Origin of the sequence: Cohnella sp. CFH 77786 (assembly GCF_019400745.1) — a bacterium.
Taxonomy (GTDB): Bacteria; Bacillota; Bacilli; order Paenibacillales; family Paenibacillaceae; genus Cohnella.
Genome location: NZ_WJIB01000030.1, coordinates 1 through 16,046, shown reverse-complemented (window position 1 = coordinate 16,046; position 16,046 = coordinate 1). Strand labels below are relative to the sequence as shown.

The 16,046-nt window shown below is 58.0% G+C and carries 9 protein-coding genes; 7 read left to right on the top strand and 2 right to left on the bottom strand.

Annotation, left to right across the window (positions count from 1 at the left end; genetic code table 11):
- Nucleotides 1–38 precede the first annotated feature (38 nt).
- Nucleotides 39–3,038 (top strand): glycoside hydrolase family 9 protein, encoded by a 3,000-nt coding sequence (locus GE107_RS25855; RefSeq protein WP_219644603.1) that lies wholly within the window; start codon nt 39–41, stop codon nt 3,036–3,038.
- Between the two features lie 233 nt (nt 3,039–3,271).
- Nucleotides 3,272–4,387, top strand: a complete 1,116-nt coding sequence (locus tag GE107_RS27350) for a helix-turn-helix domain-containing protein (RefSeq protein WP_219644602.1) — start codon at nt 3,272–3,274, stop codon at nt 4,385–4,387.
- 63 nt (nt 4,388–4,450) lie between these two features.
- Here GE107_RS27350 and GE107_RS25845 read toward each other — a convergent pair whose 3' ends face one another.
- The gene (locus tag GE107_RS25845) at nt 4,451–5,281 is read right to left on the bottom strand and encodes a carbohydrate ABC transporter permease (RefSeq protein WP_219644601.1); all 831 of its coding nucleotides are present in this window, start codon (nt 5,279–5,281) and stop codon (nt 4,451–4,453) included.
- Nucleotides 5,281–6,168 carry a carbohydrate ABC transporter permease gene (locus tag GE107_RS25840; protein ID WP_219644600.1) on the bottom strand — a complete coding sequence of 296 codons (888 nt, stop codon included), beginning with the start codon at nt 6,166–6,168 and terminating at the stop codon, nt 5,281–5,283. The genes GE107_RS25845 and GE107_RS25840 overlap by 1 nt, the downstream gene beginning before the upstream one ends.
- 246 nt (nt 6,169–6,414) lie before the next feature.
- Between GE107_RS25840 and GE107_RS25835 the strand changes: the two genes are divergently transcribed.
- The 5 genes from GE107_RS25835 (at nt 6,415) to GE107_RS25815 (ending at nt 15,685) form a co-directional block, all read left to right on the top strand.
- The gene (locus GE107_RS25835; RefSeq protein ID WP_255570875.1) at nt 6,415–8,262 is read left to right on the top strand and encodes a sensor histidine kinase; all 1,848 of its coding nucleotides are present in this window, start codon (nt 6,415–6,417) and stop codon (nt 8,260–8,262) included.
- Nucleotides 8,255–9,892 (top strand): response regulator, encoded by a 1,638-nt coding sequence (locus tag GE107_RS25830; RefSeq protein WP_219644599.1) that lies wholly within the window; start codon nt 8,255–8,257, stop codon nt 9,890–9,892. Before GE107_RS25835 ends, GE107_RS25830 begins: the two co-directional genes overlap by 8 nt.
- A gap of 108 nt (nt 9,893–10,000) precedes the next feature.
- The gene (locus GE107_RS25825; RefSeq protein ID WP_219644598.1) at nt 10,001–11,326 is read left to right on the top strand and encodes an ABC transporter substrate-binding protein; all 1,326 of its coding nucleotides are present in this window, start codon (nt 10,001–10,003) and stop codon (nt 11,324–11,326) included.
- A gap of 300 nt (nt 11,327–11,626) precedes the next feature.
- Complete coding sequence (locus GE107_RS25820) at nt 11,627–15,058, top strand: ATP-binding protein (protein WP_219644597.1); 3,432 nt, start codon at nt 11,627–11,629, stop codon at nt 15,056–15,058.
- On the top strand, nt 15,059–15,685 hold the full coding sequence (locus GE107_RS25815) for a response regulator (protein ID WP_219644596.1): 627 nt from the start codon (nt 15,059–15,061) through the stop codon (nt 15,683–15,685).
- Nucleotides 15,686–16,046 lie beyond the last annotated feature (361 nt).

Below are 16,046 nucleotides of genomic sequence, written 5' to 3'. Positions count from 1 at the left end.
CAAAGGCTATGAACATTTCTCAATCGAGGAGGTGCAGGATGAAGACGCTCGGGTGGACAAAAGCGGCAAAGCTGTTGCTCGTCGCGGCGGTCGGCTCTTCGCTGTTGCTTGGATCTCCATGGATTCAACGTTCCAACGCCGCCGCCAATTCTTACAACTATGCGGAAGCGCTTCAGAAAGCGATCTATTTCTACGAAGCCCAGCGCTCCGGGGATCTGCCGGCGAACAACCGCGTAGAGTGGCGCGGAGACTCGGGGATGACGGACGGAGCGGACGCGGGCAAGGACTTGACCGGCGGTTGGTATGATGCCGGCGACCACGTCAAGTTCGGACTTCCGATGGCCGCTTCGGCGGCGATGCTCGCTTGGGCCGTCTACGAATACGAGGACGGTTTTAAGCAGGCGGGGCAATACGAGGAGATTTTAGACAACATCAAGTGGGCGACGGACTATTTTATCAAAGCGCATACGGCTCCGAACGAGCTTTACGTGCAGGTCGGACAAGGCTCGGCCGATCACGCCTGGTGGGGACCGGCGGAAGTGATGCAGATAAATCGTCCTTCGTACAAAATCACCGCAACGTGTCCCGGTTCCGACGTGGCGGGCGAGACGGCGGCCGCGCTGGCGGCGGCGTCGATCGTGTTCAAGGAGACCAATCCCGCTTATTCGGCCACGCTGCTGACGCACGCCGAGCAGCTGTACACGTTTGCGGACACGTATCGCGGCAAATACAGCGATTGCGTGACGGACGCCCAATCCTTCTACAATTCCTGGTCGGGCTATTGGGACGAGCTGTCCTGGGGAGCCGCCTGGCTCTACTTGGCGACGAACAACGCGACGTATTTGACGAAAGCGATCGCCGCTTCGAACAACTGGGGCAAGGAAGGGCAGACGGCGAACTGGGGCTACAAATGGACGCAATCCTGGGATGACAAGCATTACGGCGCCCAGCTTCTGCTTGCCCGAATTACGAACGACGCCTCTTTCATCGCCTCGACGGAACGGAACCTCGATTACTGGACGACCGGGGTATCGGGGACAGGCGAACGGATCACGTACACCCCCGGCGGGTTGGCTTGGCTGGATACGTGGGGTTCCCTGCGGTATGCGATGAACGCTTCTTTCCTCGCGTTCGTGTATTCCGACTGGGTAACGGACACCGCCAAGAAAAACCGGTACAGAAACTTCGCGGTTAGTCAAGCGCTCTATGCGCTCGGCGACAATCCGCGCAATAGCAGCTACGTGATCGGCTTCGGCACGAATCCGCCGCAGCATCCGCACCACCGGACGTCGCACGGCTCCTGGGCGGACAGCCAATCGGTTCCTGCCAATCACCGCCACGTGCTGTACGGCGCGCTCGTCGGCGGACCGAACAGCAGCGACGCCTACACCGATTCGATCGGCGATTACGTCAGCAACGAAGTCGCGACCGATTACAACGCCGGATTCACCGGCGTGCTCGCGAAGATGAACCTGATTTTCGGCACGGGACAACAGCCGCTCGCGAATTTCCCGGCGCCGGAAACGAAGGAAGACGAAATGTTCGTGGAAGCGTCGTTCAACAGCACGGGGCCGACCTACACCGAGATCAAGGCGCTCGTGAACAACCGCTCCGGCTGGCCGGCGCGCATGGGCGACAAGCTATCGTTCCGCTACTACGTGGATCTGTCCGAAGTGTATGCGGCCGGATATACGAAAAACGACATTGCGATCAGCACGAACTATAACCAAGGGGCGGCCGTTTCTCCGCTCACGGCGTACGACGAGGCCAGTCGCATCTATTACGTAACGGTCGATTTCACGGGCACGAAAATCTATCCCGGCGGGCAGCCGCACTACAAGAAGGAGGTTCAATTCCGTTTGGCAGCCCCTTCGGGAACGTCGTTTTGGAACCCGAACAACGATTACTCCGCGCAAGGACTGACGAGTTCGTCCGCGGTCAAGACGGCGCGTTTTCCGCTGTACGATAACGGCGTCAAGGTATTCGGCAGCGAGCCGGACGGCGGCAATCCGTCGACCGTACCGGCTGCGCCGACGGGACTGAACGCCACCGCGGGCAACGCGCAGGTCGCCTTGAGCTGGACGGCATCGAGCGGGGCTGCGAGCTACAACGTGAAGCGGGCGACGACGAGCGGCGGCCCGTACACGACGGTGGCGACGGGCGTCACGTCGACCGGCTATACGAACACGGGTTTGACGAACGGAACGACCTACTACTATGTCGTGAGCGCGGTGAACAGCGCGGGGGAAAGCGCCAACTCTTCGCAAGCGAGCGCGACGCCGACGACGGGCACGACCGTAGCGGCGGCGCCGACGGGACTGACCGCCACGGCGGGCAACGCGCAGGTCGCCTTGAGCTGGACGGCGTCGAGCGGGGCTGCGAGCTACAACGTGAAGCGGGCGACGACGAGCGGCGGCCCGTATACGACGGTGGCGACGGGGATCACGTCGACGGGCTATACGAACACGGGGCTGACGAACGGCACGACATACTTCTATGTCGTGAGCGCGGTGAACAGCGCGGGCGAGAGCGCGAACTCGGCGCAAGCCAGCGCGACGCCGAGCGGAGGTACGGGCATGCCCAGCGGTCTGGTCGCGCAGTATAAGCTGAACAACAACAACGCAACCGACAACATGATCTACGCGACGTTCAACATCAGGAACACCGGCACGGCCGCCGTCAATCTGAGCAATGTGAAGCTGCGGTACTACCTGACCAAAGACGGAGCGGCGAATTTGAACTTCTGGTGCGATTGGGCACAGGTGGGCACTTCCGCCGTGAGCGGCTCGTTCATGACGATCAATCCCGCGAAGACGGGAGCGGACACGTACCTGGAAATCTCGTTCGGCTCGGCTGCGGGATCGATCGCGGCGGGCGGACAGACGGGTGAAATTCAAATCCGCATGGCGAAGTCCGATTGGTCGAATTTCAACGAAGCGAACGATTACTCGTTCGACGGCACGAAGTCCGCGCTCGCCGATTGGAGCAAGGTGACGGTGTACAACAACGGCACCCTGGTATGGGGAACCGAACCGTAAAAACAGGAACCGGCAATACCGTTCGGGTAGCGTTGCACGGAACGAGGTCGGCGCGGAGTTCTTCCGCCGGCCTCGTTACCTTCCGGGGTCACGAGAATGCTAAGTAGGTCATTTGAGTGGATAGACCTCCTATACGGCAAGCATTATAATAAGGGCGCAGAAATCGTTTTCCATTTTTTCATGATTTTACCTGCGTTTCTCTTCAACCCATGATCAAGTTGGGAGGGAGCCGAGTGCCGACTGTTTTGCTCGTTGCAGGTCCGCAATACGCGGGAGAAGCGTTTACCGAAAGGAAAGAGAGGCAGAGGACGCGCAGCCGCGTATGCGTCGTTGGCGGGATCCGCGAAGCAAGGGACTGGATCTCGCGAAGGCCATGCGAAGCCGTGATGTGCGACTTGGAGTTCACCGGTATGGACGAAGGCGTGAACCTGCTGCTTTGGGTACGAAAGTTCCGTCCGCAGACCGCGTGCGCGGCCATCGTACCCGAGCCCGGTCTATCCGGTTTGCTCGCTTCGGGGCCGGGAGGGCCTTATCCGTTCGAACTGCGGACCAAGCCTTCGCATCCGGATCTCGTCCTGTCGCTTGCGTTGGGATTGCTTGAGAAAAGCGGGAACAGGAGGGAAATGACGTTTCGCGGGAATCACCCCGCACCGGAGAAATATTGGATGCGGCCGGTCCGCTTGTCGATACGCAGGTGGCGTATCGCGCTGACTTCCAAGGAAAGAGAATTGCTCGTATTCGCGCTGCTGAACGTTGCCGACGAGCTGCTGTGCAGGCCTGGAGCCGGTTACGCCGCGGCAAGGGGGCAGGAAATCGCGGTGTGGCTCACCGGACCTTCGGTATTGGCGAACCTTTACTGCGATTTGGAACGCGTATGCGAGAGAATGAAAGCCATCGCCGGCCGGTATTTTTACGCGGATTTGTCGTACTCGATCGGGGAGACCGTTCCGATGAAGGAGTTCCCGTCGGACGGAGAGGCGCTGCCGCCGGCCTGCGGGACATGGGGGAAAAGGGAGCCGTGCGTCGACCAGGTCGTGCTGGAGAAGGTGCTTGCCTATATCGACCGCCATCTGCAGGAGGATTTTTCAAGAGAGGACGTGGCGCGGTGCGTCCATTATCATCCTGTCTATTTGTCCAGGTTTTTCAAAAAAATGACCGGCTGGTCCCTGTCCGAGTATATCGTGCATCGCCGGATCGAGCAGGCCAAAGCGTATCTGGCCCAGCCCGACCTGAAAGTCGGGCACGTGATGATCAAGCTGGGCTACGGGAATCCGTCGAACTTCACCCGGACCTTCAAAAAAATAACGGGGTATACGCCCCGGCAGTATCGCCGCTCTCTCTTTTCCTGAGCGTAATTTCATACAGGCAAACGACGAAAGCCCCGATCATCTCGGGGCTTTTGCTGTAGCCGCTTAACCTTTCACCGCGCCTGCGGTAACGCCTTTGACGATATGCTTCTGGAGCAGGATGAACACGAGAATGGAGGGCAGCACGGCCATCACGACGGCGGTCATCGTATACTGCCAGTCGGTGTTGTACTGTCCGACGAACGTATAAGCGGCGAGCGTCAGCGTCTTGGTGTCCGCGGATCCGTTCACCATCAGGAGCGGAAGCAGGAAGTCGTTCCAGATCCACATGATGTCGATGACGGCGATCGTCGCGGTAACCGGCTTCAGCAGCGGGAAAATGATCCGGAAAAACAGGCTGAAGCCGGAGGCTCCGTCAATCGTCGCGCTTTCGTCCAATTCCTTGGGCACGCCTTTGACGAACCCGTGGTAAATGAAGACGGCCATCGGGGCGCCGAGCCCCCAATATTGGATGCCGAGACCCCACACGCTGTTGGCCAAATGCAGGTCCCGCGCCAATTTCAGCACCGTAACCATGATGCTCTGGAACGGAATCAGCATCGGAATGATGATCAGAAAATAGATCAGACCGCTAAGCTTCGTTTTCGTCCGCGCGAGCTTGTAAGCCGCGATCGACGAGATCAGGATGATGCCGACCAGACCGACGGCCGTGACGATGACGTTGTTGAGGAACAGCTTCGGATAATCGATGTACTTCCAGACGTAGGCGTAATTCTCGAACGTGAGCTTGTGCGGCAGCGCCATGACGTCCCGCATCACTTCGCCGAAAGATTTCAGCGAGTTGTAGAAGACGAGGATAATCGGGAACAGGAACAGCAGCGCGGCCGCGATCATGACGAGTTCGAGCGCGATCAGGCCCGTTTTGTTTTCGCGCATCAATGCTCGACCTCCTTGCGCTTGAAGTAGGTCAGCTGAAGGACCGTGATGAGCAGCACGACGACGAACAGAACGAGCGCCTTCGCGGTACCGTATCCGAACAGATTGTTCTGGAACGTTTCCCGGTAGATGTCGAAGGACACGCTATATGTGCTTCCTCCGGGTCCCCCGCCGGTGAGGGACAGGATGACGTCGAATACTTTAATGGAATTCGTAAGCGACATGAACACCGCGATCGTGACCGAAGGAGCGAGCAGCGGAAGGGTGACGCTCCGGAACCTGCGGAAAGGTCCGGCGCCGTCGACCGTCGCCGCTTCGAGCAAATCGGCCGGTACGGACTGAAGCCCCGCGATATAGATGACGATGTAGAACCCGATCGATTGCCAGACGGAGACGAGCAGCACGGAGATGAACGCCATTTTCGGAGTCCCGAGCCAGCTCCAATCGAAAATCCCCCAGCCCGTCATTTCGGCAAGAGACTGGAAGCCTTGGGAGAAAATAAACTTCCAGATAAACCCGACGATGATGAGGCTCAGGATGTAAGGGATGAAGAAAGCGGCTCGGAGCAGGGCGGACGTCTTGAGGTTCCGGTCCAGCAGCACCGCGATCAAGAGCGCCAGTACGTTGGAGAGCAGGATGAACAGCAAGCTGAATTTCATGGTCAACAGGGAAGCGCTCGCGAAATTCGCGTCCCCCGAGAAAATTTGCTTGAAGTTGTCGAAACCGATGTAGTTCGTATGCTTCGAAATGCCGTTCCAATCGGTCAGCGAATAGTACATGCTCATGAAGAATGGAATGTAGAACGCCAGTACGATTCCGATCAGAACCGGCAGGGTGAACAGTCCGAATTCGATTTTTCCGAACGTTCTTCTCCCGAATTTTGGCATGAGGTTCACTCCTTTATGTTTCTGTGCCCGCGGATGGTTCGATATTCCCCATTATAGGCAGGCTGAGGGACGGAAGAAATATAGATAAGTGGTCACTTAGGGGTAATAACGTGTACAATCGGCATGGATCATCGGGGAGGCAAGTAAAAACGGCTACGCCTAAAGGACACCAAAAAAAGTAGATTGGGCGCGGGCTCCCTTGCGAGTATAATGGGGAATGGGTTTTGACGGGAAGGAGGGCCGCCATTGACAGCGTTCGCATCTTGGATCCGGCGTTTGCTGAGCCGAATCTCGCACCGGGTCGCGCAGCGGCTGGTCAACAAGCTCATCCTGCTGTTCGCCTCGATTATCGTGCTCGTAGTCGGTTCGCTCACCTTCATTTCCTCGAAGATGCTGGAGAACGAATCGTTCAAGAGCAACGTGAACAGCACGGAAAGCAACTTGAATATCGTGAACAAAAACCTGGAGAAGTTCCGGTCGGAAATCGATCAGATGTCGTTGCCCCCGCTTCAGTTCGAACAGCTGATTCTCGCGCTGCGCAACGAGCCGGGCGATTACGCTTCCAAGCTGTACCTGGAGGATTACGTCCGCCAGCTGTACTATTCCCGGGACGACATCGAAGCCATCTATCTCTATCTGATCGATCAACGCAAATACTACTATATTTCGCGTCAGGATCAGGATATCCGGGTACGGGTACTCTATGATGCGCAAGGAAAAGTGAGCGAGTCGGCCTGGTTCCGGAGCGCGCTGGACAGCCTCGAGAACCGCGAGACGCAATCGATGCTCGTCCAGCCGCCTGCGGATCATGCTTACGGCATCGACACGAAACGCACTTTCATGGCTTACCATCGGGTGCTTCGCAATTTGTCGGACCGGAGAGCGGAAGCGGTCATGTCGTTCTACTTCAATCCGTCCGGCCGGGACCGGGTCGTGGGGGACATCCCGGTGTCGGACGGGGAGTTCATCGCTTACGTGGACGAAAAGAATACGCCTTATTACTGGAACGACGCGGACTTCTTCCGTTCGGCTGCCGCCGGTTCTTTGTATGCCCGGATGAATCGGGGGGAAGGCCAAGGGCGTTTCGACTGGGAGTACGGGGGCGAGAAGTACTTGGTCGTCTTCGACCGTCTGGAGACGGACGGCTGGAAGCTGATCAAGGCGATTCCGTACGGGAAAATCAGCCGCGCCGCCCAGACGAACCGTTTGTACAGCTATGCGATCGGAGGCGTCTTCCTGCTCGTCTCCCTGCTTCTCGTCACGTTCGTGTCCGGCGCGATTACCCGGCCGCTTAAACGGTTGTCCCAGAAAATGAACCGGTTCGGGGAAGGGTTCTTCGACGTCGAGGTCGAGGTGAAGGGCCGGGACGAGATCGCGCATCTGGCGAACCGGTTCAATATGATGGTCGCCCGGACCAACGATTTGATCAACGAGCGGTACCGGATGAAGCTGGTGGAGAAAAGCGCGATCCTGAAAGCGCTCGAAGCGGAAATCAATCCGCATTTTCTCTATAACGCGCTTCAGGCGATCTCGACGAAGGCGCTCAAGAGCGGAATGACGGACATCACGGACATGGTGGACGCCCTTGCGCTCACGCTGCGTTACAGCATCAGCGGCAAGGACGTCGTGACCTTGCGGGAAGAGCTGAAGCACATTCGCCATTATTTCACGCTGCAGAAGGCCCGCTTCGGTGACCGCCTGCAAGTGGTCTACGATTTGGGCGAAGAGGCGTACGGGCTTGAAATACCGAAGCTGTCCGTCCAATCGCTCGTCGAGAACGCGGTCAAACACGGACTCGAGAAGGTATCGTACGCCGTGACGATTTCGATCCGACATGCGCGGCGCGGCGGGGAACACGTCATCACGGTAGCGGACAACGGGCCGGGGATTCCGCCCGAGAAATTGGAGCAGATCCTGAGGTCCCTGCAGACGGAATGGGAGGATCGTGAAACGGACAGCCTCGGGCTGAAGAACGTGCATACGCGCCTTCAGTTGATTTTCGGCGATCGGGCGCGCCTGGAGATCCGGACGGATACGTCCGGCACGGAAATGAGCATGCTATTGCCGGGGGAAGAAGGTACCGAACATGTATAAAGTACTCATTATCGACGACGAGTTGCCTTCGCGGGAAGCGATCCGGATTCTCGGGGAATGGGACAGGCTGAACGTGGGCGAAGTCCGGGAAGCCGACAACGGGAAAACGGGTCTCGCGGTGCTGGAGGAATGGCGGCCGGACCTCGTGCTGGTGGACATGAAAATGCCGGAAATGGACGGGTCGGAGTTCCTTCGCCGCATGGAGGAAAGGTCCCCCGGCACCTTCACGATCGTCATCAGCGGCTTCGACGATTTCGAATACACGAGGCAGGCGATCAAATCGAGGGTGGTCGACTATTTGCTCAAGCCGGTCATCCGGGCGGAATTGAACGCGGCGCTGGCCAAGGCGTTCGATTATCTGGAAGCCCGCAGGAAACAGGCGACCGAATCGATCGACCGGGACATCACCTTGAACATGTCGCTTCCGAAATTGAAAGAGACGATTTACCTGTCGATGGTGAACCGGAATTTCAATGATAGCACGCGCGCGAGTTCGCTTAAGCTGATCGGAGCGGACGAGCCCGGCACCCGATTCTGCGCGGCCGTCATGCGCATCCTGAACTGGGAGGAAGTGAAGGACTCCCGGTTCCGCGGGGACGGCGCGCTGCTGAACTTCGCGCTGACGAACGTGTTGAACGAATTGGAACACGGGGGCTTGCGCTGCTTCAGCTTCGCGAATCCGAAGCTGGAGCGGGAACTGATCGCCGTTTTTCTCGCACCCGGTACGAAGGCGGAAGACCATGCGGTACGGGCGGCGTCTTTCCTCCGCAAAGCCTGCCGGGTGCTGGGGGACATGCTGGGCATCGCGGCGCTGGCCGCCGTGGGAGAGCCCGCTTCCGACCCGGCGGGCGTCGGGGATTCCTACGACCGCGCGGTCTCCCGGCTGCTCTCCGCCAATCTGTTGAAGGGGTCGGACCCTGTTGCCGCGACGGACCATGCGCCGGCCGCATCCTCTGAAGTCCACCTGATTACGGGACGCATCGGTTTGATCCGGGGAGCGCTGCAGGACCCGAATCCGCGGTTCATCGAGGGAGTGGCGGAGGACATGTTGGGGCATCTCCGCAAATCGGGGCTCTTCACGTTCGGGGATGCGATCCGGACGCTTCGCGAGACCGACATTCTGCTCAAGGACATGGCCCTTGAAATCGGGGTGCCGCCTGCGGAATTGGGTGAGCAACGGCTGTTCCCGGAGGCGGGCGATTGCGATTTCCGCGATTACGCCCAGTTCGAGCAGCAGTTCCGCCGCGTGCTGAACCATTACGGCGACCTTGTCCGGAATCATGCCAGGCCGCTGGGGACGTTCCAAATCCGCGATATCAAGAGCTACATCGACCAGCATTATTTCGAGGACGTCAAGATTTCCACCTTCACGGAGAAATACTATTTGAGCCGCGAATATTTGATGAAGCTGTTCAAGCAGGAGTACGGGTACGGGATTTACGAATACGTCCTCAAGGTCCGGATGGAGAAAGCGAAGGAGCTGCTCCAGGCGCCGGAATTGAAAATCCAGAACATCGCCGACATGCTGGGCTACAAGGACAAGAACTACTTCAGCAAAGCGTTCAAAAATTACTGCGGCCTATCCCCGACCGAATACCGCCAGCAAATCGGCGCCGAAGAGAGCGTTTAAGCGGTGTCCACTTTTTTACCCTATAAGTGGTCACTTAAATGCATTCTTATTGCGCCGCCGTTTCTTTAGAATGAAACCGTAATCATTCATGAATGGGGGATCTGCACAATGGTTAAGAAATGGTTGGGATTGCCGCTGGCCGTGCTTCTGACGGCGAGTGCCCTGTCCGCCTGCGGCTCGAAATCGAATGACGAAGGTGCCGCTTCTCCGAGCGCCTCCGCGCCGGCTTCCTCGCAAGCGGCTTCGCCGTCCGGCGACGGCGGCGCGCCGGTCACGATCAAGATGTTCACGGCTTCTCCGGAATACACGGATGCTTTCCACGCTTACATCGAGGAATACAAGAAGGTCAAGCCGAACGTCACGATCGAGCTGGAAATCATGCAAGCCGACTATCCGACCGTGCTCAAGTCCCGCATCGCTTCGGGCAACACGCCGGACGTGTTCCAGACGACCGCAGGCGGCGAAATTAAGCAATACGCCGAGTACAGCGCCGACCTGACGAACGAGCCGCTGGCGGCCGCGATGACGGACGCCGTCAAGGCCAACATGTCCGCAGACGGCAAAGTGCTGGGCCTGCCGGTCAAAGGCAACCTGTTCACGCTCATCTACAACAAAAAGCTGTTCGCCGACGCCGGCATCACGGAAGTACCGAAAACGATGAGCCAGCTGAAGGACGCCGTCGCCAAGCTCGAAGCCAAGGGCATTACGCCTTTCGCCAACGGCTACAAGGAATGGTGGGTCCAGAAGCACATCATGCAGCACTTCCTGAGCGCCGCAGCGGGGCACAACGCCGCGCAACTTGTCGCAGACTTCCAGCAAGGGAAAACGACGTTCAAGGACCATCCGATCCTGATGAACTACTTCGATTTCGTGGACTTGACCGTCCAACACGGCATGCCGAAACCGCTCGAACGCGATCTGAACGCCGAAATCACCGACTTCGCGACCGGCAAAGCCGCGATTATGACCGGCCAAGGTGCATGGGTGGAAGAAGGCATCTCGAAGATCGACCCGAACCTGCAAATCGGCATCATGGGCTATCCGGTCGACGATAATCCGGATGATGCCCGGATCATCACCGGCGCGGACCAGGCGCTTCGCATCAACAAAGACTCCAAAGTCGTCAAGGAAACGATCGAATTCTTCAACTGGCTGTACACCTCGGACTACGGCAAGAACTGGTTCGCGAACGTGGCGAAGGTCATCCCGCCGATCAAGGACGGCACGATGCCGAACCTGCAAATGCCGAAAGCGATGGAGGAATACTTCAAGGCCGGCGGCAAATCCGGCGACCTGGCCGTCAACTACTCCCTCGACAGCTTCCACCAGAAGCTCGGGGAAATCATGCAAGCCTATATCGGTAAGAACAAAACGAAGGACCAAGCTATTGACGAGATCCAGAAAGCTTGGATTCAACTCGGGGCAGCGAAATAAATAAAACCGGCTGCCGATCTCGAATCGGCAGAGGCACAATCGGAACCATGCCTGGCGGTAACGCCGGGTATGGTTTTTTTTCAATCCCTTGCTTTGGTCAGGTGTCCGCAGCCGACGGCTTCACTGAGGCGGCGTCCCAAGCCGTTGCGGCGAACCTGATTCAGGGCATGACTAAGCGCTATAAGAACCTCCAATTCCGCCGGCAGCGTGGAGAAGGGGGTTCGTTTTTTTCATGCTGACGAATTGTCCGATTTTGTTGTACGATGATGAAAAATAGTTGTTGGAGCGGGCGATCATCGGATGATGGAGAAAGTGCGGCACGGGAAACGGAGCCGATTGATGCTTACCGTAATGAAGGGAATGCTGGGATGGTGCGTCATCGTGCTGTTTCTGGCCGCGGCTGCGCGGCCGGTTCATGCTGCCGTTGCGGATGCGGGGAAAAGCGGAGGCGTATCGGAACTGCAATGGAAACAGTACCGATGGGAGGAGCTCCATTCGGCCGAGGGGGTCTGTCCTTTCGGGTCGAACGGCGCCGGAACCGATTCCGGTTGGCATCCGTTCGAGCGCATGGCATATGCCAGTCCGCTGGAAAGATCTTCGAAGCAGCAGTCCCAGGAAGTATGGCTGCGGACGAAACTGCCGGAAGATAACGGCGTCACCCCTTATTTTCTGATCTCCGAGACTTCGGCTGTGTTCGGACTCGAACTGTACGTGGACGGCAAGCCCGTCTTTGCATCCGACGGCCGCAAAGTGCCGATCGGCCTGAACAAATGGGAAATGCTTCGGTTCCAGCCGGAATTTGCGGGCAAGACGCTGGATGTCCGCCTGTATCCCGGCCGGGGGGTGATCCACGGATTCGGCATCTGGACGGGATCCCAGATGGATTTAACCGTCAAGCTGATTCGGGACGACATTCCATTCTATGTGATGGGTCTTCTTCTTACTTTCATGGGTGCGTCGGCACTGATCATGTACATCCGATTCCGCTCGGAGAGGCTGTACTTGTATTTCTCCTTGTTCACGATCGCCACCGCGGTGCATTTCTTCCTGTGGGGGGGAAGCTGGCAGCTGCTCGCCAAGGCGGATCAATGGAGATGGATCGGTTATCTCGACCATCTGAGCTGGTACATATCCTATCCGAGCGCCCTGTTCATGTTCGAAGGCATCTTCGGTTCCGGGTTCCGCCGGATCATCCGAAGATGCGCTCAGCTCGAATTATTGTACGGAGCGGCCGCTCTCGGCACCGGTATGCTATGGGGACCCGGCTATCTTGAGGGGTTTTACTGGCGGTTTTTCTATTACCTTCTTCCGGTCATCATGCTCATTCTGCTCGTTACGCTGATCGGAGCGCTCCGAAGGCGGAGAGATGCGGAAGCGAAGCTGTTTACCGCGGGATTTGTGGCGGTCATCTTTACGGAAGCATACGTTCGCACCGGGCTGCTGGCGATCCCGCTGAATTTGAAGCAGAATTCGCCCGCAAGGTACGCCGTGGCCGACGTAGATTGGAATCTGTACGGACAGTTCGCCTTCGTTCTTTGCATCGGCTTGATTTTGCTGCGGAGAATCGTAGAGGTGAATCGGAAAGTCAAAGTCTATTCGCGGGAACTGGAGGCCAAGAACGACAAGCTTCTGCAGATGGACCGGCTCAAAGACGAGTTTCTCGCGAATACTTCGCACGAGCTTCGGACTCCGCTTCACGGCATCATCGGCATCGCCGAATCGCTCATGGACGGAGCGGCGGGGCAGCTTCCGAAGCCCGTCGCCTCCAATCTTGCCATGGTGCTGGCCAGCGGGAGGCGGCTTGCGAACCTGATTAACGATATTCTCGATTTCTCCAAATTAAAGCACCGCGATATCCAAATTCGAAAAACGCAGGTGGACCTTCATACGCTTGCCGATATGATGGTCGCACTCTCCCGGCCGCTCATTCGAAACAAGGGAATCGAGCTGCGCAATATCGTACCCGCGGGAACCTGGGCGGAAGGCGACCCCGACCGGATCCAGCAAATCTTGCACAACCTGATCGGCAACGCGATCAAGTTCACGCATGGCGGGACCGTGGAAGTCGGGGCGGGCCGCCCGGCGGAAGCCGGACCGTGGATCGAAATCCACGTTTCCGATACGGGGATCGGCATTCCGGCGGACAAGCTGGACAGCATCTTCGAATCCTTCGAGCAGGCGGACGGTTCGACGATGCGGGAATACGGCGGCACCGGACTGGGCTTAACGATCACGAAGCAGCTCGTCGAGCTGCAGGGCGGTTCGATTCGCGTCCAATCGGAGATCGGCAGGGGTTCGCGGTTTACGTTCACGCTTCCGGCGGCAGCCGAGCCGAAGGCGGCGACGGTTGAAACTTTGGATCAGTCTGTAACCCAGTTGAGCGTAACGGAAACGGATCGGGATGACAGGGGAACGGAGGCCCGCGCTCATCCTTCTCCAAACCGCTTTCCGGAATCGGTTATGCTGGCGTACGAAGAAGTCGCTGCAGCCTCGGAAGACGGCGCGTCTCCCGTCATCCTCATCGTCGACGACGATCCCGTCAATTTACAGGTGCTCTCCAATCATTTGAAGCTGCACAAGTTTTCCGTGAAGCAGGCGGGCAGCGGTCACGAGGCACTGGCGATGATCGCGGGAGGTTTCACACCCGATCTCATCGTGCTGGACGTCATGATGCCGAGAATGTCCGGCTTCGAGCTATGCATGCGCCTTCGGGAGGACCATCCGGTCAGCGAGCTGCCGATCGTCCTGCTCACGGCGAAAAACCAGGTGCAGGATCTGGTCGACGGATTCGAAGCCGGGGCCAATGATTATTTAACGAAGCCGGTTTCCAAGAAAGAATTGCTGTCGCGCATCAACCTTCATTTGAAAGTCGCCAAATGGCACGCGATGCTGGAGCATCAAGTGCGGGAGCGGACGACCGAGCTGGCGGAGACGAACACCGCGCTGGAGCAGATCAACCGGGAGCTGGAGCAGGCGTACCGCGAGCTATCGGCGATGGAGCAATCCCGGAGACGGCTGTTCGGAAACATTTCCCACGAGCTGGGGACGCCGCTTACTTCGATTCAAGGGTACGTCAAAGGGATTTTGGACGGGATCGAACGGTTTCAGGACCGGAAGTATTTGCAGCGGATTTACGACAAAACGATCTACTTGCACCGAATCATCCGCGATTTGTTCGAGCTTTCGAAGCTGGAGGCGAGACAGATCCGATTCGAGTTCCAGCAGATGGAGCTGCTGCCGTTTGTCGAAAACTTGCGTCAGAAATACGCATCCGATGTCGAGTTGCACGAATTGCGGTTCGAGTGTACGCTGCCGGATCCGAAAGCGACGGAGACCGCCATGGTACGGATCGACCCTCTGCGCATCGAGCAGGTCGTGAACAATTTCATCACCAACGCGATCAAATTTACGGGTCCCGGAGGGACAATTCGTTTGTCGGTCGAGCTTGACGCGTCGTCGGCGCCGTATGACAGGGTGCGGATCGGCATACACGATACGGGGTCCGGCATAGACGATGAGGACCTGCCGCACGTGTTCGACCGATTCTACCGGGGGCAGGCTTCCCGCAAGTCCCGTGCGGAAGGAGCCGGACTCGGGCTGTCGATCTGTCAGGAAATTATCCGGTACCACGACGGGGAGATTGGAGTCGCGAGCAGATTGGGCGAAGGAAGCACGTTCTATTTTACGCTGCCTGTCGAATTTGAGTTTGCGGATGAGAGGGAGGCCGACTAGATGAGCGAAACGGTCGTTTTGCTGGTGGAAGACGATGAGGACATTCGCGAGCTGGTTGCGGGATACTTGGAAAACGAAGGGTACCGGGTCGAGGAAGCCGATAGCGGCCGCAGGGCGCTTGAGCTTACGGAAAGCCTGCGCCCGGATCTGATCGTGCTCGATATTCTGCTGCCGGACATGAGCGGTTTCGAGGTTTGCGTGAACGTGCGGGAAAAGCACAACATGCCGATTGTGTTCATGAGCTGCAAGGATGAGGCAGAGGATATCATTTCGGGGCTGACGCTGGGCGGAGACGATTATGTAACCAAACCTTTCGATCCGCAAGTGCTCGTGATGCGCGTGAAGGCGAACTTGCGGCGTTATCGGGGGACGGGCGGCGGGCGCGCGGACATTCAGCCGGTGAGAATCCCGGCCGAACAACTGCTGCAGGCGCTCACCAAACGGGAAGAGGAAATCATGGACTTGATGGCGCTGGGACTCACGAACGAAGAGATCGCCGGGCGATTGTCGGTATCCGTGGGTACGGTGAAATGGTTTAACACCCAAATTTTCAGCAAGCTGGACGTGAAGAGCCGGGCGCAGGCGATCGCGAAGATGCACGAAATCCGGAATGCCGGCAGTTTCTGAAACAAGACGGTTCTCTGCGGCCTGAACGGCCGGGAGGGCCGTCTTTTTTTATGAATTGATAGAGTTAATAAGTTTTCGGGGTGAAGGTAATGGTCGTGATTGTTTGAGGAAGGAGCTTGACTTGGGAGCGTGGGAGTGCCGGGGGTGAGATAAGCTCGCGGGAGGAGCTTAACGTGGGGGCGTGGGAGTGCCGGGAGTGAGATAAGCTCGCGGGAGGAGCTTGACTTGGGAGCGTGGGAGTGCGTGGGAGTGCCGGGGGTGAGATAAGCTCGCAGGAGGAGCTTAACGTGGGGGCGTGGGAGTGCCGGGGGTGAGATAAGCTCGCGGTAGGAGCTTAACGTGGGAGCGTGAGGTGCCGGGG